This window comes from Pandoraea anapnoica, from assembly GCF_902459765.1.
Lineage (GTDB): Bacteria > Pseudomonadota > Gammaproteobacteria > Burkholderiales > Burkholderiaceae > Pandoraea > Pandoraea anapnoica.
This window is the reverse complement of the sequence record NZ_CABPSP010000002.1, coordinates 402,983-417,940: the sequence shown is the minus strand read 5'-3', so window position 1 is coordinate 417,940 and position 14,958 is coordinate 402,983. Positions and strand designations below refer to the sequence as shown.

The window sequence follows — 14,958 nt, the reverse complement described above, 5'->3', positions numbered from 1 at the left end:
TACCGTCGCGTCAAGGGGTAGGACGGCCGACGCAAAAACGGCCACCGTTCGGTGGCCGTCATCGGCAAAGGCTAGCGGTGGCTAATGGAGACTTAAGGATGCTTGAACATGTCCAGAATCCGGGCCTTTTCGCTGGCATCCGTTCCGCCCGGCGAGGGCGGTTGCGCGGAGGCCGGCGGCGGGGCGGCAGGCGAGGGCGAGCCGTTGCCGAAGAACGGCAGCGAGAAGCCGCCGCTGTTGTCCTCGATGCCGATGCTCGCCACAAACCCGTTGCCCGGCATCTTGTCCGTCTCGTACAACTCGCCGTTCACCACGCTCACGCCCTCGGGCATCGCCATCTGCTGTTGCGGCACGCCGTTTAGCGCCACGCCCATGTATTTGGTCCACACGGGCAGCGCCAGCTGCGCACCGAACTCGCGGCTGCCCAGCGTCTTCGGCTGATCGAAACCGATCCACGCCACCGCCACGAGCGAGTGCTGATAGCCCGCGAACCAGCCATCCAGCGCGTCGTTGGTCGTGCCCGTCTTGCCGGCCAGATCGGAGCGCTTGAGCACGTTCGTGCCGGAGCCCGTTCCGCGCTGCGCAACCGTTTGCAGCAGGCTGTTCATGATGTACGCATTCGGCGCGGAAATCGCACGGGCAGCGTTCACGCCTGCCACGACCGGCGTCGCCTTGTTCAGGACGTTGCCGCGTGCATCGCGAATCTCGCTGATGAGATACGGCGCGACACGGTAGCCGCCATTCGCGAACACCGCATAGGCACCGGCGAGCTGCAACGGTGTCGTTTGTCCGGCACCCAGCGCCATCGGCAGATACGGCGGCACCTTGTCGGCGTCGAAGCCGAAACGCGTGGCGTAATCCTGCGTGTATTGCGTGCCCGCGAATTGCAGCAGACGAATTGCTACGAGGTTCTTGGAGCGTTGAAGGCCTTCGCGCACCGTCATCGGACCGCTGAAGGCGTCGTCGTCGTGCGGATCCCACGCCTGACCGCCGGTCTGCGCGGGCGGCAGGTTCAGCGGGCCGTCCATCACCATCGTGGCGGGGCTCACGCCCTTCTCGATAGCTGCCGAGTACACGACCGGCTTGAACGTCGAGCCCGGCTGACGCCATGCCTGCGTCGCACGGTTGAACTTGCTCTGGTTGAAGTCGAAGCCGCCGATCAGGGCGCGAATCGCGCCGTCGTCCGGAGAGAGCGAGACGAGCGAGCCTTGCACTTCGGGCAATTGCGAGATGCGCCACTTGCCGCGTGCGTCCTTCATCACGCGGATGATCGAACCGGGGCGGATGCGAACCTTCTCGCTGGCCTTGGACGAGAGTGCCGACGCCGCGAAGCCGATGCCGTCGCCGTTGATCACGGCGGCGTCGCCCGAGAGGGGAACCGCCGTGACTTGCGAGGTGCTTGCGGCCACGACCACGGCGGCCACGAGGTCGCCGTTATCCGGGTGTTCGAGCAGCGTGTCTTCGATCAGTTGCTGACGATCGGGCATGGCCGCTGGCAGTTCCACGAAACCTTCGGGGCCGCGATAGCTATGGCGGCGTTCGTAATCGAGCACGCCCGCGCGAACGGCTTCGTAGGCGGCCTGCTGTTTCTTGGAATCGAGCGTGGTGATGACGGTCAGGCCGCGCGTGTAGGCGTCGTCCTTGTATTCGTCGTACACCGCCTGACGCACCATTTCCGCCACATATTCGGCGTGGACGTTGTACTCATTGCCGGACGTGCGCGTGCGGATCGGCTCATGCAGGGCGTCTTCGTACTGATTGCGCGAGATGTAGCCCAGATCGAGCATGCGCTTGAGGATATATTCCTGACGAATCTTCGCGCGCTTCGGGTTGACGATCGGGTTGTAAGCGGACGGGGCCTTGGGCAGACCGGCAAGCATGGCGGCTTCGCCGAGCGTGATGTCCTTGAGGTCCTTGCCGAAATAGATGCGCGCGGCGCTGGCGAAGCCGTAGGCGCGCTGTCCCAGATAGATCTGGTTCATGTACAGCTCGAGAATCTTGTCCTTCGACAGCGCGGACTCGATCTTGTACGCGAGCAGCATTTCATAAATCTTGCGGGTCGCCGTCTTCTCTCGGGAGAGGAAGAAGTTGCGCGCGACCTGCATGGTGATCGTGCTGGCACCCTGTGCTGCACCGCCGTGCATCACGTCGGAAACACCCGCGCGCAGAATGCCGATGAAATCGACGCCACCGTGATCGTAAAAGCGGTAGTCCTCGATCGCGAGGACAGCCTTCTTCATCACATCCGGAATCTGGTCGATGGTCACCAGACTGCGTCGCTCTTCGCCGAATTCGCCGATCAGCACGTTATCTGACGTGTAGACCCGCAGCGGCACCTTGGGCCGGTAGTCGGTGATGACGTCGAGCGCGGGCAGGTTGGGGCGCATGACGATCAGCGCGTAGCCGACGATCAGGGCCGCGACGACGGCCAACCCTGCCAGCGTGGCAAGGACGACGGCAAGCGTGCCGAATCCACGCTGACCATGGGGGCGACGGTGGGGTGAAGGCGAGGCGGCGTGCGATGACTGCGCCTGAGGCGTGATGACGGGGGACTTACGGTGCGCGCGATGCGACGGCGCACGAGGCGGCAAACAATGCTTCAAGGACATACCCAACGAAGAATGCAGGATGGGAACAGGCCGGCCGGCCTAGCGCTGCGTGGATCCCCGCCGCGCGGCGAAATCGGTGCAGTATGCCACGCCCGGGGCGACACCCCCAAAAAAGTGGGAGGGGTGCGCTGCGCGGCAGACGGCGAAGGGTTAGAGCGACGTTCTTGTGTGGCGTTCGCCCGACGGCTGACTAAGCGGCATGAAGTCATGCATGTCGACGGGGCGAAGGCCGCACGAAGAGGACGTGACGTACGCTCAGCGACGCGCTTCGGTCGCCATGCGCAGCGCCAGTGCACCGAGCACGCCGCCCATGAGCCAGCGCTGGACGCGCAGCCAAGCAGGGCGTTGACCGAGAAAACGCGAGATGGAGCCAGCCGACAGGGCGACCGAGGCATTCACCGCAACGCTCACCACGATCTGCGTGAGGCCCAGCACCAGCGACTGCGTCAGCACGCTGCCATGCTCCGGATGCACGAACTGGGGCAGCAGCGCCAGATACAGCATCGCAATCTTCGGGTTGAGCACGGACGTGAACAGCCCCATCGTGAAGAGACGACGGTTGCTGTCTTTGGGCAGCGTCGTCACTTCGAACGGCGAGCGGCCGCCCGGCTTGAGCGCTTGCCAGCACAGCCACAGCAGGTAAAGCGCACCGCCGAAGCGCAGCACGTCGTACGCATACGGCACGGCGAAGAGCAACGCCGTGATACCGAAGGCAGCGCACAACATGTAGACGACGAAGCCAACCGCCACGCCGCCCAGCGACACGAGGCCAGCGGCCGGTCCCTGACACAGCGAGCGCGAGATCAGATACATCATGTTCGGCCCTGGCGTCAGGGCCATACCGATAGCGACCAGCGCGAAGGCCAGCCAGGTGGAGAGTGCGGGCATGGTTGTGGTGGCTGGAACGTCGATGCGTTCGCGCCATATCTGAAGAGCAAGTCGCAAGATACCACGCACTCGGCGCGCATGCCGGTTGCTTGAACCGTGCAGTCACATCGGGCCGAAATTTCCGTGAATTCCCCGAGAAATCAGCCCAGCCGTTTGAGAAAGACGGTCATTTCCTTCTCGGCCTGACGGTCGCCGTGGGCTTGCGCGGCGGTAATGCCTTGCGTCCACGCGTCGCGCGCGCCATCGATGTTCCCAGCGCCCTGACGCGCTTTACCCAGCAGTTTCCACGCCGCAGTGTACTTGGGGTCGAACGCGACGCAGTGGGTCAGATGATCGGCCGCGACCGCGAAGTTCTGCGCGTCGAGATAGGCCTTGCCAAGGCCGAAGCGCAGCAGGGCGTTGTCTTTGCCAGCCGCCAACAGTTTCTCAAGTCCTTCAATCATGATTAGAATATATCGTCGGTATATATAAAAAACGTAATAACATCGCGCTGACCCCCCCTGGTCACTCGCAGCATTCTGCCGTCCTTCCGTGCCTAACCGGTGTTCTTATCGGTATTCCTTCGTTTCGATCTGGATGCCGGTCATTTGATATCGATCAATCCGACGCCGACCGATACCTTGGCGCACGGCCACGTAAACCCGCAGGATGCTCAAGTCTGGCGTGAGGCACGCCGATGTGACAAGTATGACCGGCCCAAAAGAGGCCGGACAGGGGTGAGCTACCCATCACGTAAGACGGAGACGACAGCATGTTTCGGAGCTTTTCGATCAAGGCGCGCCTGGGCATCACCATGGCGCTGTTGGCTGTTTTGTTGATTCTGTTGGGCGCATTGGGCATTGCCGGCATGACACGCACCGGCGATGCGCTTCGCGAGACGTACGCCAATCACCTCGCCGCCACGGTGGCACTCGGTAAAGACAACGCCACACTTGCCCGCACCCGCGCGATTCTCGATCGCGTGGTCTTGCATCCCGAATCGCCCGACGCAGACAAGGTGGCGGCTCGTGCGCGCAACATGATCAAGGACGCGAATGCTGCGTGGGCTGCGTATCAGGCGCTGCCGCACGGAGCCGAGGAGCGGCGTCTGGCGGACGATGTAGCGACACGCCGCGCGACCTTCTTCGATAAGGGCATGGATCCGATGCTGGCCGCCATCGATGCGCGCGACCGCACCGCGATGGACGACATCACGATGAACGTGCTGCCCAAGCATTACGCGGCACTGACCGCTGCGAGCGACGCACTGGCGGCGTACAAAATGAAGCTCGGGCAAGACACGTACGAGGCCTCGATGGCGGAACTGACGGCATTCCGCTGGCTGAGCATCGGGGCGACGGTGTTGGGCGTGCTCATGGCCATCGCCTGCTACTTCTCGCTGCGAGGCGCGATCATGCGGCCGCTGGGCGAGGCGCTCACGCACTTCGAAAACATCTCGGCGGGGCAACTCGACAACCCGGTGCAGGTGCGCGGCAAGGACGAAATGTCGATGCTCATGCGGGGGCTGGAAACGATGCAGTCGCGACTGGCGGGCACGATTCGGGGTGTGCGTCACAGTTGCGATGCGATGGCGACGGCCACGGCCGAGATCTCGGCGGGCAATACCGATCTGTCGGCGCGCACCGAGCAGCAAGCGGCCTCGCTGGAGGAGACCGCATCGTCGATGGAGCAACTGACGGCGACCGTCAAACAGAACGCCGACAACGCGCGTCAGGCGAGCCAGTTGGCGGTGAACGCTTCGGACATCGCCGCGCGCGGCGGGCAGGTCGTCGCGCGCGTGGTCGATACGATGCAGGGCATCTCGGCGAGTTCGTCGCAGGTCGTGGACATCATCGGCGTAATCGACGGCATCGCGTTTCAGACCAACATCCTCGCGCTCAATGCGGCAGTGGAAGCGGCGCGCGCGGGTGAGCAGGGGCGCGGTTTCGCCGTGGTGGCTGGCGAGGTGCGCACGTTGGCCCAACGAAGTGCTACGGCTGCACGCGAGATCAAGGGGTTGATCGAGGCGTCGGTGCAGAAGGTGTCGGACGGCTCGACGCTGGTGACCGAGGCCGGCCGAACGATGGACGAGATCCTGCAAGCGGTGCAACGTGTGACCGACATCATGGGCGAGATTTCGGCGGCGTCGGACGAGCAGAGCGGCGGCATCGAGCAGGTGAATCAGGCCGTCACGCAGATGGACACCGTCACGCAGCAGAACGCGGCGTTGGTGGAGCAGGCGGCTGCGGCGGCCGCATCGCTGGAGGATCAGACGAACGCGCTGCGCGAGGAAATGGCGCGATTCCGTCTGGGCGACGAAGGCGTCGCACCGGCCGGGGCACGGCGTGTTGCGCTGCATGCTGTGGAGGATACGAGGCTCTCGCTGGCAGCGTGATCGCGACCTGACGAACGACTGCCGAGGCTGCGTGCGATGGGCGTGTTCATGGCGGTGATGCGCCGAACCGGGTAACATTGCCCATCTTTTGCTCAGTTGAGGGTGTCGAAGTATGAAGCGAGTGGCGCTGATGGGGACGGTGGCCGTGCTGGCTGGCCTGATGGCAGGCTGTGGCCCGATGAACCAGATGAGCCGGCCCGATCCGGCGACGGGTCGACTGATCGACCAGGGAACCAGTGCCGATCGTTTCATGGTGCTCAACTGCATTTATCACGGCTGGAGCGAGTTGTCGCAAAACGTCGATTCGACGTCGTATGCCCGTCAAGGGGCTGATCGGGTGCGCGTGTATCGCGGTCACGACAAGGACAACAACGCGATCTACAACCCGTACGTCGACATCCTGCAAGGCGGTTTCGGCGCACGCGTTCAGTACTTCGAAACACCTGACAGCAATCTGTCGCGCGATTTCGAAAACACCGTCAAGCGCTGCATGGTGCCGTACGCAGGCAGCAACGACTGACATCGGTCGCATCGGCAAGATAAAAAGCCCTGGCGCGAAAGCGCCGGGGCTTTTTTGTTGGCTTAGCGATGGGTTGAAAAGGCGGATCCTTAATTTGGGGATGATCGTCCCTAAATTTAGGATTCACGATTCGCTGCGTCCCTGACCGTGGAAATCTTCCCGGGCCTCGACGACTGCCGGGACGATGCCCTGACGCACAAGGAAATCGCCGAAGGGCTCGCTGGGGGAGCGGTCTTGCGCATATCGCTGGAAAAGCGGCGTCAGTTCGGCAACGATCTGGTCTTCGCTCACGGACTCCTTGTGCAACTTGTTCAGGCGTTGACCGTGAAAGCCCGCGCCGAGATACAGGTTGTACTTGCCTGCCGATTTGCCGACCAGACCGATCTCCGCAATGTACGGCCGCGCACATCCGTTCGGGCAGCCCGTCATGCGAAGGGTGATCGGCTCGCCCGCCAGTCCTGCGTCGTCCAGTGCTTTCTCCAGACGCGTCACCAGACCGGGCAGGGCGCGCTCGCTCTCGGCCAATGCCAGACCGCACGTCGGAAATCCGACGCATGCCATCGAATTGATACGCAATGCGCTCTGGTGCTTGCCGTCGAGCAGGCCATACTCGCGCACCAGCACGTCGATCTGCGGCTTCTTCGCTTCGCTCACCCGTCCCACGATCAGATTCTGATTGCCGGTGATGCGGATGTCGCCGTCATGCACTTTCGCGATTTCACGCAATCCCGTCATCAACTGGTAATCGTCCCAATCCTTCACGCGGCCGTTCTGGATGAATAGCGTGAGATGCCAACGGTCGTCCGCGCCTTTGCGCCAGCCGTACTGATCGCCGTTGGTCGTGAAGTGGAACGGCCGCGCGCTGTCCAGACGCCAGCCGAGATAACGGTTGAGCGTCTCCCTGAACCACTCCACACCCCGGTCGTCGATGGTGTATTTGAGACGCGCGTGCTTGCGGTTCGTCCGGTCGCCGAAATCGCGCTGCACAAGCAGCACCTTCTCGGCAACGTCGACGATGCGCTCAGCCGGAATGTAGCCGATCACCGTGCCCGTGCGCGGATAGGTGGCCGCATCGCCGTGCGTCATGCCCATGCCGCCGCCGACCGCGACGTTGAAGCCTTCGAGCTTGCCGTCGATACCCACGATAGCGATGAAGCCGAGATCGTTGGCGTAAAGGTCGACGTCGTTGTTCGGCGGGATCGCAATGGCGATCTTGAATTTGCGCGGCAGATAGTGCTTGCCGTAAATCGGTTCGTGATCCTCCTTGCCTGCGCCGAGGCGCTTGTCGCCCAGCCAGATCTCGCGATAGGCGCTCGTTTGCGGCAGCAAATGCCGGTCGATCTTCAGACACCAGTCCAACGCTTCGGCGTGTGCGGGCGAGAGGTGAGGGTTATTCGACACCAGCGTGTTGCGGTTGACGTCGCCGCACGCCGCGATGCTTGTCATCGCCACTTCGTCGATGCCCCGAATGAGCGGGCGCAACTGATGCTTGAGGACGTTGTGATACTGCACGGTCTGGCGCGTGGTGAGCCGGATCGTGTTACCGCCATACTTCTGTGCGAGCTCGTCGAGCCTGAGCCACTGCGCGGGCGTGCACACGCCGCCCGGCATGCGCAGACGGATCATGAACTGATACGCAGGCTCTAGTTTCTGCTTCTGCCGCTCCGTGCGCAGATCGCGGTCGTCCTGCATGTACGCGCCGTGGAATTTCAGCAACTGGGCGTCCTTCTCGAAGATCGCGCCCGTGAGCGGATCGGCCAGTCCCTGGGCAATCGTGCCGCGCAGATACTGGCTCACGTCCTTGATCTTCTCGACTTCCGAGCGGGTTGCCGATGATGCTGCCCCGGGTGGGTTTGCTTGTGTCATGTGAGGTGCCTGTCCTGCGTCAATAGACGTCGCGCTGATAGCGCTTCTCGCGTTGCAGCGTCTTCACGTATTCGGCGGCAGCTTCCTGCGACAGGCCGCCATGTTGTGCGATGACGTCGATGAGCGCCGTGTGGACGTCGCGTGCCATGTGCTCCGCGTCGCCGCAAACGTACAGATGCGCGCCTTCCTGGAGCCATTCGTACACTGCTTTGCCTTGCTCGCGGAGGCGGTGCTGCACGTACACCTTGTCTTCGGTGTCGCGCGAAAAGGCGAGATCGATTTTCGTCAGTGCGCCATCTTTCACATAGCGCTGCCACTCGCGCTGATAGAGGAAATCCGTGCGGAAATGGCGGTCGCCGAAGAAGAGCCAGTTTTTGCCCGGCGCATCGAGCGCCTGACGTTCTTCCATAAATGCCCGGAACGGCGCAATGCCGGTGCCCGGCCCGATCATGATGACCGGCGCATGCGCGTCCTGCGGCAGCTTGAAGTGGCGATTTGCTTCGATATAGACGGGCACCGACGCACCCGTGCGGGCGATATCGGCGAGATAGGTCGACGCCACCCCGCGACGCGCGCGTCCGTGGCTGTCATAGCGCACCGCGCCAACCGTGATGTGGACCGCCTCCGGGTTGGCCGCCAGACTCGATGCTATCGAGTACAAACGCGGCTGAAGCGTGCGCAGCGTGCCGACGAATTCGGCGGACTTGAGCTTGCGCGCCGGGAACTGCCGCACGACGTCGAGCACGTCGCGTCCATAGAGATAGTCGCGCAACGCCGCTTCGTTACCTGCCGAGAGTAGCGTCCTGAGTTCGGCGGACTCGGCGAGGGCGGCGTACTTTTCGAGGAATGCGCGCGAGAGCGTGGTGATGTCGTAAGCGTTGAGAAACGCGTCGCGCAGACTGAGGGTGCTGTTGTGCGTGGTGATCGTGGCCAGCGGGTCGAGCACGAGGGTGTCGATCAGGTCGTCGACCAGCGGCGCGTCATTTTTCACCACGACACCCAGCGCGTCACCAGGTTCGTAGGTCAGCCCCGAGCCTTCGAGCGAGAGTTCGAGGTGATGGACTTCCTTGGACGAGCCGCGCCCTGACAGGGTGATGTTCTCCAGGACGGGCGCAACGAATGGCGTTTTTCGGCTGTAGCGGGACTCGGCCGTTGCCGCCGCGCCCATGCCACCTGCCAGCGCGGCAAGCGTGAAACTGTCCATCAGGCTGGCAGCCGTGCCCGTGCCCGACGCTTGTGAGGTCGCCACTTGGTTGAGCGGCTTGAGTGCCTCGATGGCGTCATCGATCCAGCGCTCCGCCGACGTATCGTAGTCGACATCACTGTCCACCCGGGAGGTCAGACGCTCGGCACCGAGTGCAGCCAAGCGGGTATCGAAGTCCTTGCCCGCCTGGCAGAACTTCGCGTAACTGGAGTCACCCAGCCCCAGCACGGCAAAGCGTGTGGCATCGAGCCGGGGGGGCTTTGTCGCTGTGGAGGAAATCGTAGAAGTCGCGAGCGTCGTCGGGTGGTTCGCCTTCGCCTTGCGTCGACACCGCGACAAGCAGCAGTTTGTCGTGCTTCAGGCGCGACGCCTTGTAATCCCCCATCGCAAACAGATCGACCTTGAACCCGGCGGCCATCGCACGTGCCTTCGCCAGTTCGGCGACTTCCTGCGCGTGGCCTGTCTGGGAACCATAGAGAATAGTGAGTTGCCGTGCGCTGGCGTTCCCTGTTGCGGTGACCGCCGCCGGATGACCGACCTGACGTACGGAATGATTGATCCCGGCGAGAAATCCCCGTACCCAAGCCATCTGCTCGGCGGAAAGGCCATCGACCAGTTGGCTGAGCAACTGGACTTGCTGAACGTTAAGCGGCGAAGTCTCGTGCATGTCGGTCGGTCCTGGCTCCAGAAGCCGGACCGGCGGGGCGCTACGGCGGGGTAGTCCCGTCTAGCCGCCCCCCCAATGGACCGGCAAGGGATACACACCACCCTATCTCTCGGGCTTTAGAAATTAAAATAATAAAAATTAATTTTAATATATCCAATTTCCATATCGTCATATAGAGATGGGTGAATAGCCGGTCTCGGGTGCGTAATGCGTGCGTAATGGGTGCGTAATACGAATGCGCGCGATGACGGCATGTTCGCGGTCAAATCGGGGGGAGGTGCTGCGAAATCGGGGTCGGATGTGCGCAGGATCGTGGCAATACGAACGCGCGTTCGACAGGGAGGACAAGGATGAACCACAGGGGCAGGGACCCATGCGACGGGCACCCCGCAAGTCCCCGTACGACGGCTTTCCGGCGCGGTGAGCGGTGGGAAAACGTGCTATGCTCCTCGCCGTGATTGATCAGGTCCTTCCAAGCACCACTTGATTCTCGCAATCCGCTAATCGGTCAGGCCGTGTCGCGGAAGGTTTCGTAACCCGCTATTTCTCGAGACACTCGTAGAAAAGGTGAGCGCAAAATGAGTTTGATGGAACAATTCCAAGCGAACTCGTACCTCTTCGGCGGCAATGCCCCCTACGTCGAAGAACTGTACGAATCGTATCTTGATAATCCGGCTTCCGTGCCGGACAACTGGCGCCAGTATTTCGACGCGCTGCAAAACGTTCCCGCTGTTGATGGTTCCAACGCCAACGACGTGGCTCATGCCCCGATCGTGGAGTCGTTCGCCCAGCGCGCCAAGGCCAATGCCTTCGTGTCGCATGCCGGTGCCTCCGACCTGGCCGTTGCCCGCAAGCAGGTGCACGTGCAGTCGCTCGTCGCAGCTTACCGTTTCCTCGGCGCACGCTGGGCCAATCTGGACCCGCTCAAGCGTCAGGAACGTCCGGCTATTCCGGAACTGGAACCCGCTTTCTACGACCTGACCGAAGCCGACATGGACATCGTGTACTCGGCAGAGAACACGTACTTCGGTTTCGAACAAGCCAGCCTGCGCGATCTGCTCAAGGCGCTGCGCGACACGTACTGTGGCTCGATCGCCGCCGAGTACATGTACATCAGCGATCCGGTGCAAAAGCGCTGGTGGCAAGAGCGTCTGGAGAAGGTGCGTGCCACGCCCAACTTCACCGCTGAAAAGAAGAAGCACATCCTCGAACGCCTGACGGCCGCTGAAGGCCTCGAGCGTTATCTGCATACCAAGTTCGTCGGCCAGAAGCGCTTCTCGCTCGAAGGCGGCGAATCGTTCATCGTGGCGATGGATGAGCTGGTGCATCACGCCGGCGCCAAGGGCGTGCAGGAAATCGTGATCGGCATGGCCCACCGTGGCCGTCTGAACGTGCTGGTCAACACCCTCGGCAAGATGCCGTCGGATCTGTTTGCCGAATTCGAAGGCAAGCACGTCGACGACCTGCCGGCAGGTGACGTGAAGTACCACAAGGGTTTCTCGAGCGACGTTTCGACGACGGGCGGCCCGGTCCACCTGTCGCTGGCGTTCAACCCGTCGCACCTTGAAATCGTGAACCCGGTGGTCGAAGGCTCGGCCAAGGCCCGTATGGACCGTCGCGGTGAAGCCGACGCGGCCAGCGTGCTGCCGGTGCAAGTTCACGGCGACGCCGCCTTCGCAGGTCAGGGCGTTGTCATGGAAACGCTGAACCTCGCGCAAACGCGTGGTTACGGCACGCACGGCACGGTGCACATCGTCATCAATAACCAGATCGGCTTCACGACGTCGGACCCGCGCGATGCGCGCTCGACGACGTACTGCTCGGACGTGGTCAAGATGATCGAAGCGCCGGTACTGCACGTGAACGGCGACGATCCGGAAGCGGTCGTGCTGGCCATGCAACTGGCCCTCGAATTCCGTCAGGAATTTGCGAAGGATGCCGTCGTGGACATCGTTTGCTTCCGCAAACTGGGTCACAACGAGCAAGACACCCCGGCAGTGACGCAGCCGCTGATGTACAAGAAGATTGCCCAACACCCGGGCACGCGCGCTCTGTACGTCGAAAAGCTGGTCACGCAAGGCGTGATCACGGCCGAGGAAGGCGACGGTTTCGTCAAGGCCTACCGTTCGGCGATGGACGACGGTCACCACACCATCGACCCGGTGCTCTCGAACTACAAGAGCAAGTACGCGGTCGACTGGGTGCCGTTCCTGAACAAGAAGTACATCGACAAGGCCGATACGGCCGTGCCGCTCGCCGAAATCAAGCGTCTGGCCGAGCGCATCACGACCATTCCGGCGAACTTCAAGGTTCACCCGCTCGTCGAGAAGGTCATCAACGACCGTCGCAAGATGGGCGCAGGCGAGCAGCCGCTCGACTGGGGTATGGGCGAACACCTGGCATACGCCTCGCTGGTCGCTTCGGGCTTCGCCGTTCGTCTGACGGGGCAGGACGCCGGCCGTGGCACGTTCACGCACCGCCACGCCGTGCTGCACGATCAGAACCGTGAGCGCTGGAACGACGGTACGTATGTCCCGCTGCAACACGTGGCAGACGGTCAGGCCACCTTCACGGTGATCGACTCGGTGCTGTCCGAAGAAGCCGTGCTGGGCTTCGAATACGGTTACTCGACCGCTGAGCCGAACACGATGGTGCTGTGGGAAGGCCAGTTCGGCGACTTCGCCAACGGTGCACAGGTCGTGATCGACCAGTTCATCTCGAGCGGTGAAGTGAAGTGGGGCCGCGTCTCGGGCCTGACGATGTTGCTGCCGCATGGCTACGAAGGCCAGGGTCCGGAGCACTCGTCGGCACGTATGGAGCGCTACCTGCAACTGTGCGCCGATACGAATATGGAAGTCGTTCAGCCGACCACGCCGGCGCAGATCTTCCACGTGCTGCGTCGTCAGATGATCCGTCAGCAGCGCAAGCCGCTGATCGTGTTCACGCCGAAGTCGCTGCTGCGTCACAAGGAAGCTGTGAGCGACCTGTCGGAACTCGTCAAGGGCGGTTTCCAGACCGTCATCGGCGAAACCGACGCCACGATCGACCCGAACAAGGTCAAGCGCGTTGTGGCCTGCTCGGGCCGCCTGTACTACGACCTGATCGCTCGCCGTCGTGAAGAGAAGTCGAACGACGTCGCGATCGTTCGTGTGGAACAGCTCTACCCGTTCCCGCACAAGGCGTTCGAGAACGAGCTGAAGAAGTACGAAAACCTCGCCGAAGTGGTGTGGGCCCAGGACGAGCCGCAAAACCAGGGTCCGTGGTTCTACATCGAACACCACCTGCTCGAAGCCATGAGCGCCGGTCAGAAGCTGGCCTACGCTGGTCGTCCGGCTTCGGCCTCGCCTGCTGTGGGCTACTACGCCAAGCACTACGAACAGCTCAAGACGCTGCTCGATACGGCTTTCGGTCGCAGCCTCAAGGGCGCGACTGTGGTGCAGTAACCGGTTAGGTCTTACAGCGGTCGTCCTCCCCCAGGGACGGCCGCTGCCGTATTTCCGAATTGAACGTTTATCGAATCCAGGATCCAGAAATGGCCATTGTTGAAGTTAAAGTCCCCCAGTTTTCCGAGTCGGTTTCCGAAGGCACGCTGCTCGACTGGAAGAAGAAAGTCGGCGAAGCATTCGCTCAGGACGAAACCATCATTGAAGTCGAGACCGATAAGGTCGTGCTCGAAGTGCCGGCACCCGCTGCTGGCGTGCTCGTCGAAGTGACCGCCAACGCCGGCGACACCGTGACGTCCGAGCAGATCATTGCCAAGATCGACACCGAAGCCAAGGCCGGCGCTGCCGCCCCGGTTGCTGCCAAGCCGGCAGAAGCCGCCGCTCCGGCAGCCGCTGCTGCCCCGGCCGCTGCCCCCGCAGCCGGTGGTGCTTCGGGCAACATCGCCAGCCCGGCCGCTGCCAAGGTGCTGGCCGAGAAGAACCTGTCTGCTGGTGACGTCGCCGGTTCGGGCCGCGATGGCCGCGTGACCAAGGGTGACGCTCTGGCTGCTGGCGCCAAGCCGGCCGCTGCTGCCGCTTCGTCGATCCCGGCACCGGCACAACGTGCCGCACTGCCGTCGGTGTCCGCACCGGCTGGCCGCGACACGTCGCTGGAAGGCCGCCCGGAACAGCGCGTGCCGATGTCGCGTCTGCGCGCCCGTATCGCAGAGCGCCTGCTGCAATCGCAACAGACCAACGCCATTCTGACCACGTTCAACGAAGTGGACATGAAGCCGGTGATGGACCTGCGCAACAAGTACAAGGACAAGTTCGAGAAGGAACACGGCGTGAAGCTGGGTTTCATGTCGTTCTTCGTCAAGGCCGCTGTGCACGCGCTCAAGAAGTACCCGGCCGTGAACGCCTCGATCGACGGTAACGACATCGTCTACCACGGCTACTTCGACATCGGTATCGCTGTCGGCTCGCCGCGTGGTCTGGTGGTGCCGATTCTGCGCAATGCCGACCAGATGAGCCTGGCCGACATCGAGAAGAAGATCGCCGAGTACGGCAAGAAGGCTGCCGACGGCAAGCTGTCGATCGAAGAAATGACCGGCGGTACGTTCTCGATCTCGAACGGCGGTGTGTTCGGCTCGATGCTGTCGACCCCGATCATCAACCCGCCGCAGTCGGCCATTCTGGGCGTTCACGCCACGAAGGAGCGCGCTGTGGTGGTGAACGGCGAGATCGTCATCCGCCCGATGAACTACCTGGCCATGAGCTACGACCACCGTATCATCGACGGTCGCGAAGCCGTGCTGAGCCTCGTCGCCATGAAGGAAGCGCTGGAAGATCCGGCTCGCCTGCTGCTCGACCTGTAAGCGTTAGCGCGCACTGCGCGGTGTCGCCC

The 14,958-nt window shown here is 62.6% G+C and carries 9 protein-coding genes and 1 pseudogene; 4 read left to right on the top strand and 6 right to left on the bottom strand.

All coding sequences use genetic code 11. The features are described 5' to 3' along the window. Positions 1–92: 92 nt before the first annotated feature. From PAN31117_RS04915 to PAN31117_RS04905, 3 genes are all read right to left on the bottom strand, one after another. On the bottom strand, positions 93–2,609 hold the full coding sequence (locus PAN31117_RS04915) for a penicillin-binding protein 1A (RefSeq protein ID WP_370855727.1): 2,517 nt from the start codon (positions 2,607–2,609) through the stop codon (positions 93–95). Between the two features lie 255 nt (positions 2,610–2,864). Next, entirely contained in the window at positions 2,865–3,497 is a 633-nt protein-coding gene (locus tag PAN31117_RS04910; protein WP_150737212.1) for a LysE family translocator, read from the bottom strand. A gap of 140 nt (positions 3,498–3,637) precedes the next feature. Beyond that, positions 3,638–3,940, bottom strand: coding sequence for a hypothetical protein (locus PAN31117_RS04905; RefSeq protein ID WP_150737211.1), 303 nt, complete (start codon positions 3,938–3,940; stop codon positions 3,638–3,640). A 308-nt stretch (positions 3,941–4,248) separates the two neighbouring features. Here PAN31117_RS04905 and PAN31117_RS04900 point away from each other — a divergent pair, with 308 nt between their 5' ends. Further along, positions 4,249–5,871 (top strand): methyl-accepting chemotaxis protein, encoded by a 1,623-nt coding sequence (locus PAN31117_RS04900; RefSeq protein WP_150737210.1) that lies wholly within the window; start codon positions 4,249–4,251, stop codon positions 5,869–5,871. Positions 5,872–5,983: 112 nt separating this feature from the next. Next, positions 5,984–6,391 carry a hypothetical protein gene (locus PAN31117_RS04895; RefSeq protein WP_150737209.1) on the top strand — a complete coding sequence of 136 codons (408 nt, stop codon included), beginning with the start codon at positions 5,984–5,986 and terminating at the stop codon, positions 6,389–6,391. A 123-nt stretch (positions 6,392–6,514) separates the two neighbouring features. Here the strand turns inward: PAN31117_RS04895 and PAN31117_RS04890 are convergent, their stop codons facing one another. The 3 genes and pseudogenes from PAN31117_RS04890 to PAN31117_RS27335 all read right to left on the bottom strand — a co-directional run. Continuing rightward, positions 6,515–8,257, bottom strand: a complete 1,743-nt coding sequence (locus PAN31117_RS04890; RefSeq protein WP_150737208.1) for an NADPH-dependent assimilatory sulfite reductase hemoprotein subunit — start codon at positions 8,255–8,257, stop codon at positions 6,515–6,517. A gap of 19 nt (positions 8,258–8,276) precedes the next feature. Beyond that, positions 8,277–9,425: a diflavin oxidoreductase gene (locus PAN31117_RS04885; protein ID WP_246188929.1), complete on the bottom strand. Its 1,149-nt coding sequence runs from the start codon at positions 9,423–9,425 to the stop codon at positions 8,277–8,279. A gap of 198 nt (positions 9,426–9,623) precedes the next feature. Then, positions 9,624–10,050, bottom strand: a pseudogene (locus PAN31117_RS27335) (flavodoxin domain-containing protein); the annotation flags it as partial. Between the two features lie 665 nt (positions 10,051–10,715). Between PAN31117_RS27335 and PAN31117_RS04880 the strand changes: the two are divergent. Together PAN31117_RS04880 and odhB are read left to right on the top strand one after the other, a co-directional pair. Continuing rightward, on the top strand, positions 10,716–13,571 hold the full coding sequence (locus tag PAN31117_RS04880) for a 2-oxoglutarate dehydrogenase E1 component (protein ID WP_370855726.1): 2,856 nt from the start codon (positions 10,716–10,718) through the stop codon (positions 13,569–13,571). 89 nt (positions 13,572–13,660) lie between these two features. After that, positions 13,661–14,929 (top strand): 2-oxoglutarate dehydrogenase complex dihydrolipoyllysine-residue succinyltransferase, encoded by a 1,269-nt coding sequence (gene odhB / locus PAN31117_RS04875; RefSeq protein WP_039397811.1) that lies wholly within the window; start codon positions 13,661–13,663, stop codon positions 14,927–14,929. Positions 14,930–14,958 lie beyond the last annotated feature (29 nt).

Bases quoted from the DNA above. Each gene is read 5' to 3' on its own strand.
- PAN31117_RS04915 (WP_370855727.1), bottom strand. From the start codon at position 2,609: ATGTCCTTGAAGCATTGTTTGCCGCCTCGTGCGCCGTCGCATCGCGCG.
- PAN31117_RS04910 (WP_150737212.1), bottom strand. From the start codon at position 3,497: ATGCCCGCACTCTCCACCTGGCTGGCCTTCGCGCTGGTCGCTATCGGT.
- PAN31117_RS04905 (WP_150737211.1), bottom strand. From the start codon at position 3,940: ATGATTGAAGGACTTGAGAAACTGTTGGCGGCTGGCAAAGACAACGCC.
- PAN31117_RS04900 (WP_150737210.1), top strand. From the start codon at position 4,249: ATGTTTCGGAGCTTTTCGATCAAGGCGCGCCTGGGCATCACCATGGCG.
- PAN31117_RS04895 (WP_150737209.1), top strand. From the start codon at position 5,984: ATGAAGCGAGTGGCGCTGATGGGGACGGTGGCCGTGCTGGCTGGCCTG.
- PAN31117_RS04890 (WP_150737208.1), bottom strand. From the start codon at position 8,257: ATGACACAAGCAAACCCACCCGGGGCAGCATCATCGGCAACCCGCTCG.
- PAN31117_RS04885 (WP_246188929.1), bottom strand. From the start codon at position 9,425: ATGGGCGCGGCGGCAACGGCCGAGTCCCGCTACAGCCGAAAAACGCCA.
- PAN31117_RS04880 (WP_370855726.1), top strand. From the start codon at position 10,716: ATGGAACAATTCCAAGCGAACTCGTACCTCTTCGGCGGCAATGCCCCC.
- odhB (WP_039397811.1), top strand. From the start codon at position 13,661: ATGGCCATTGTTGAAGTTAAAGTCCCCCAGTTTTCCGAGTCGGTTTCC.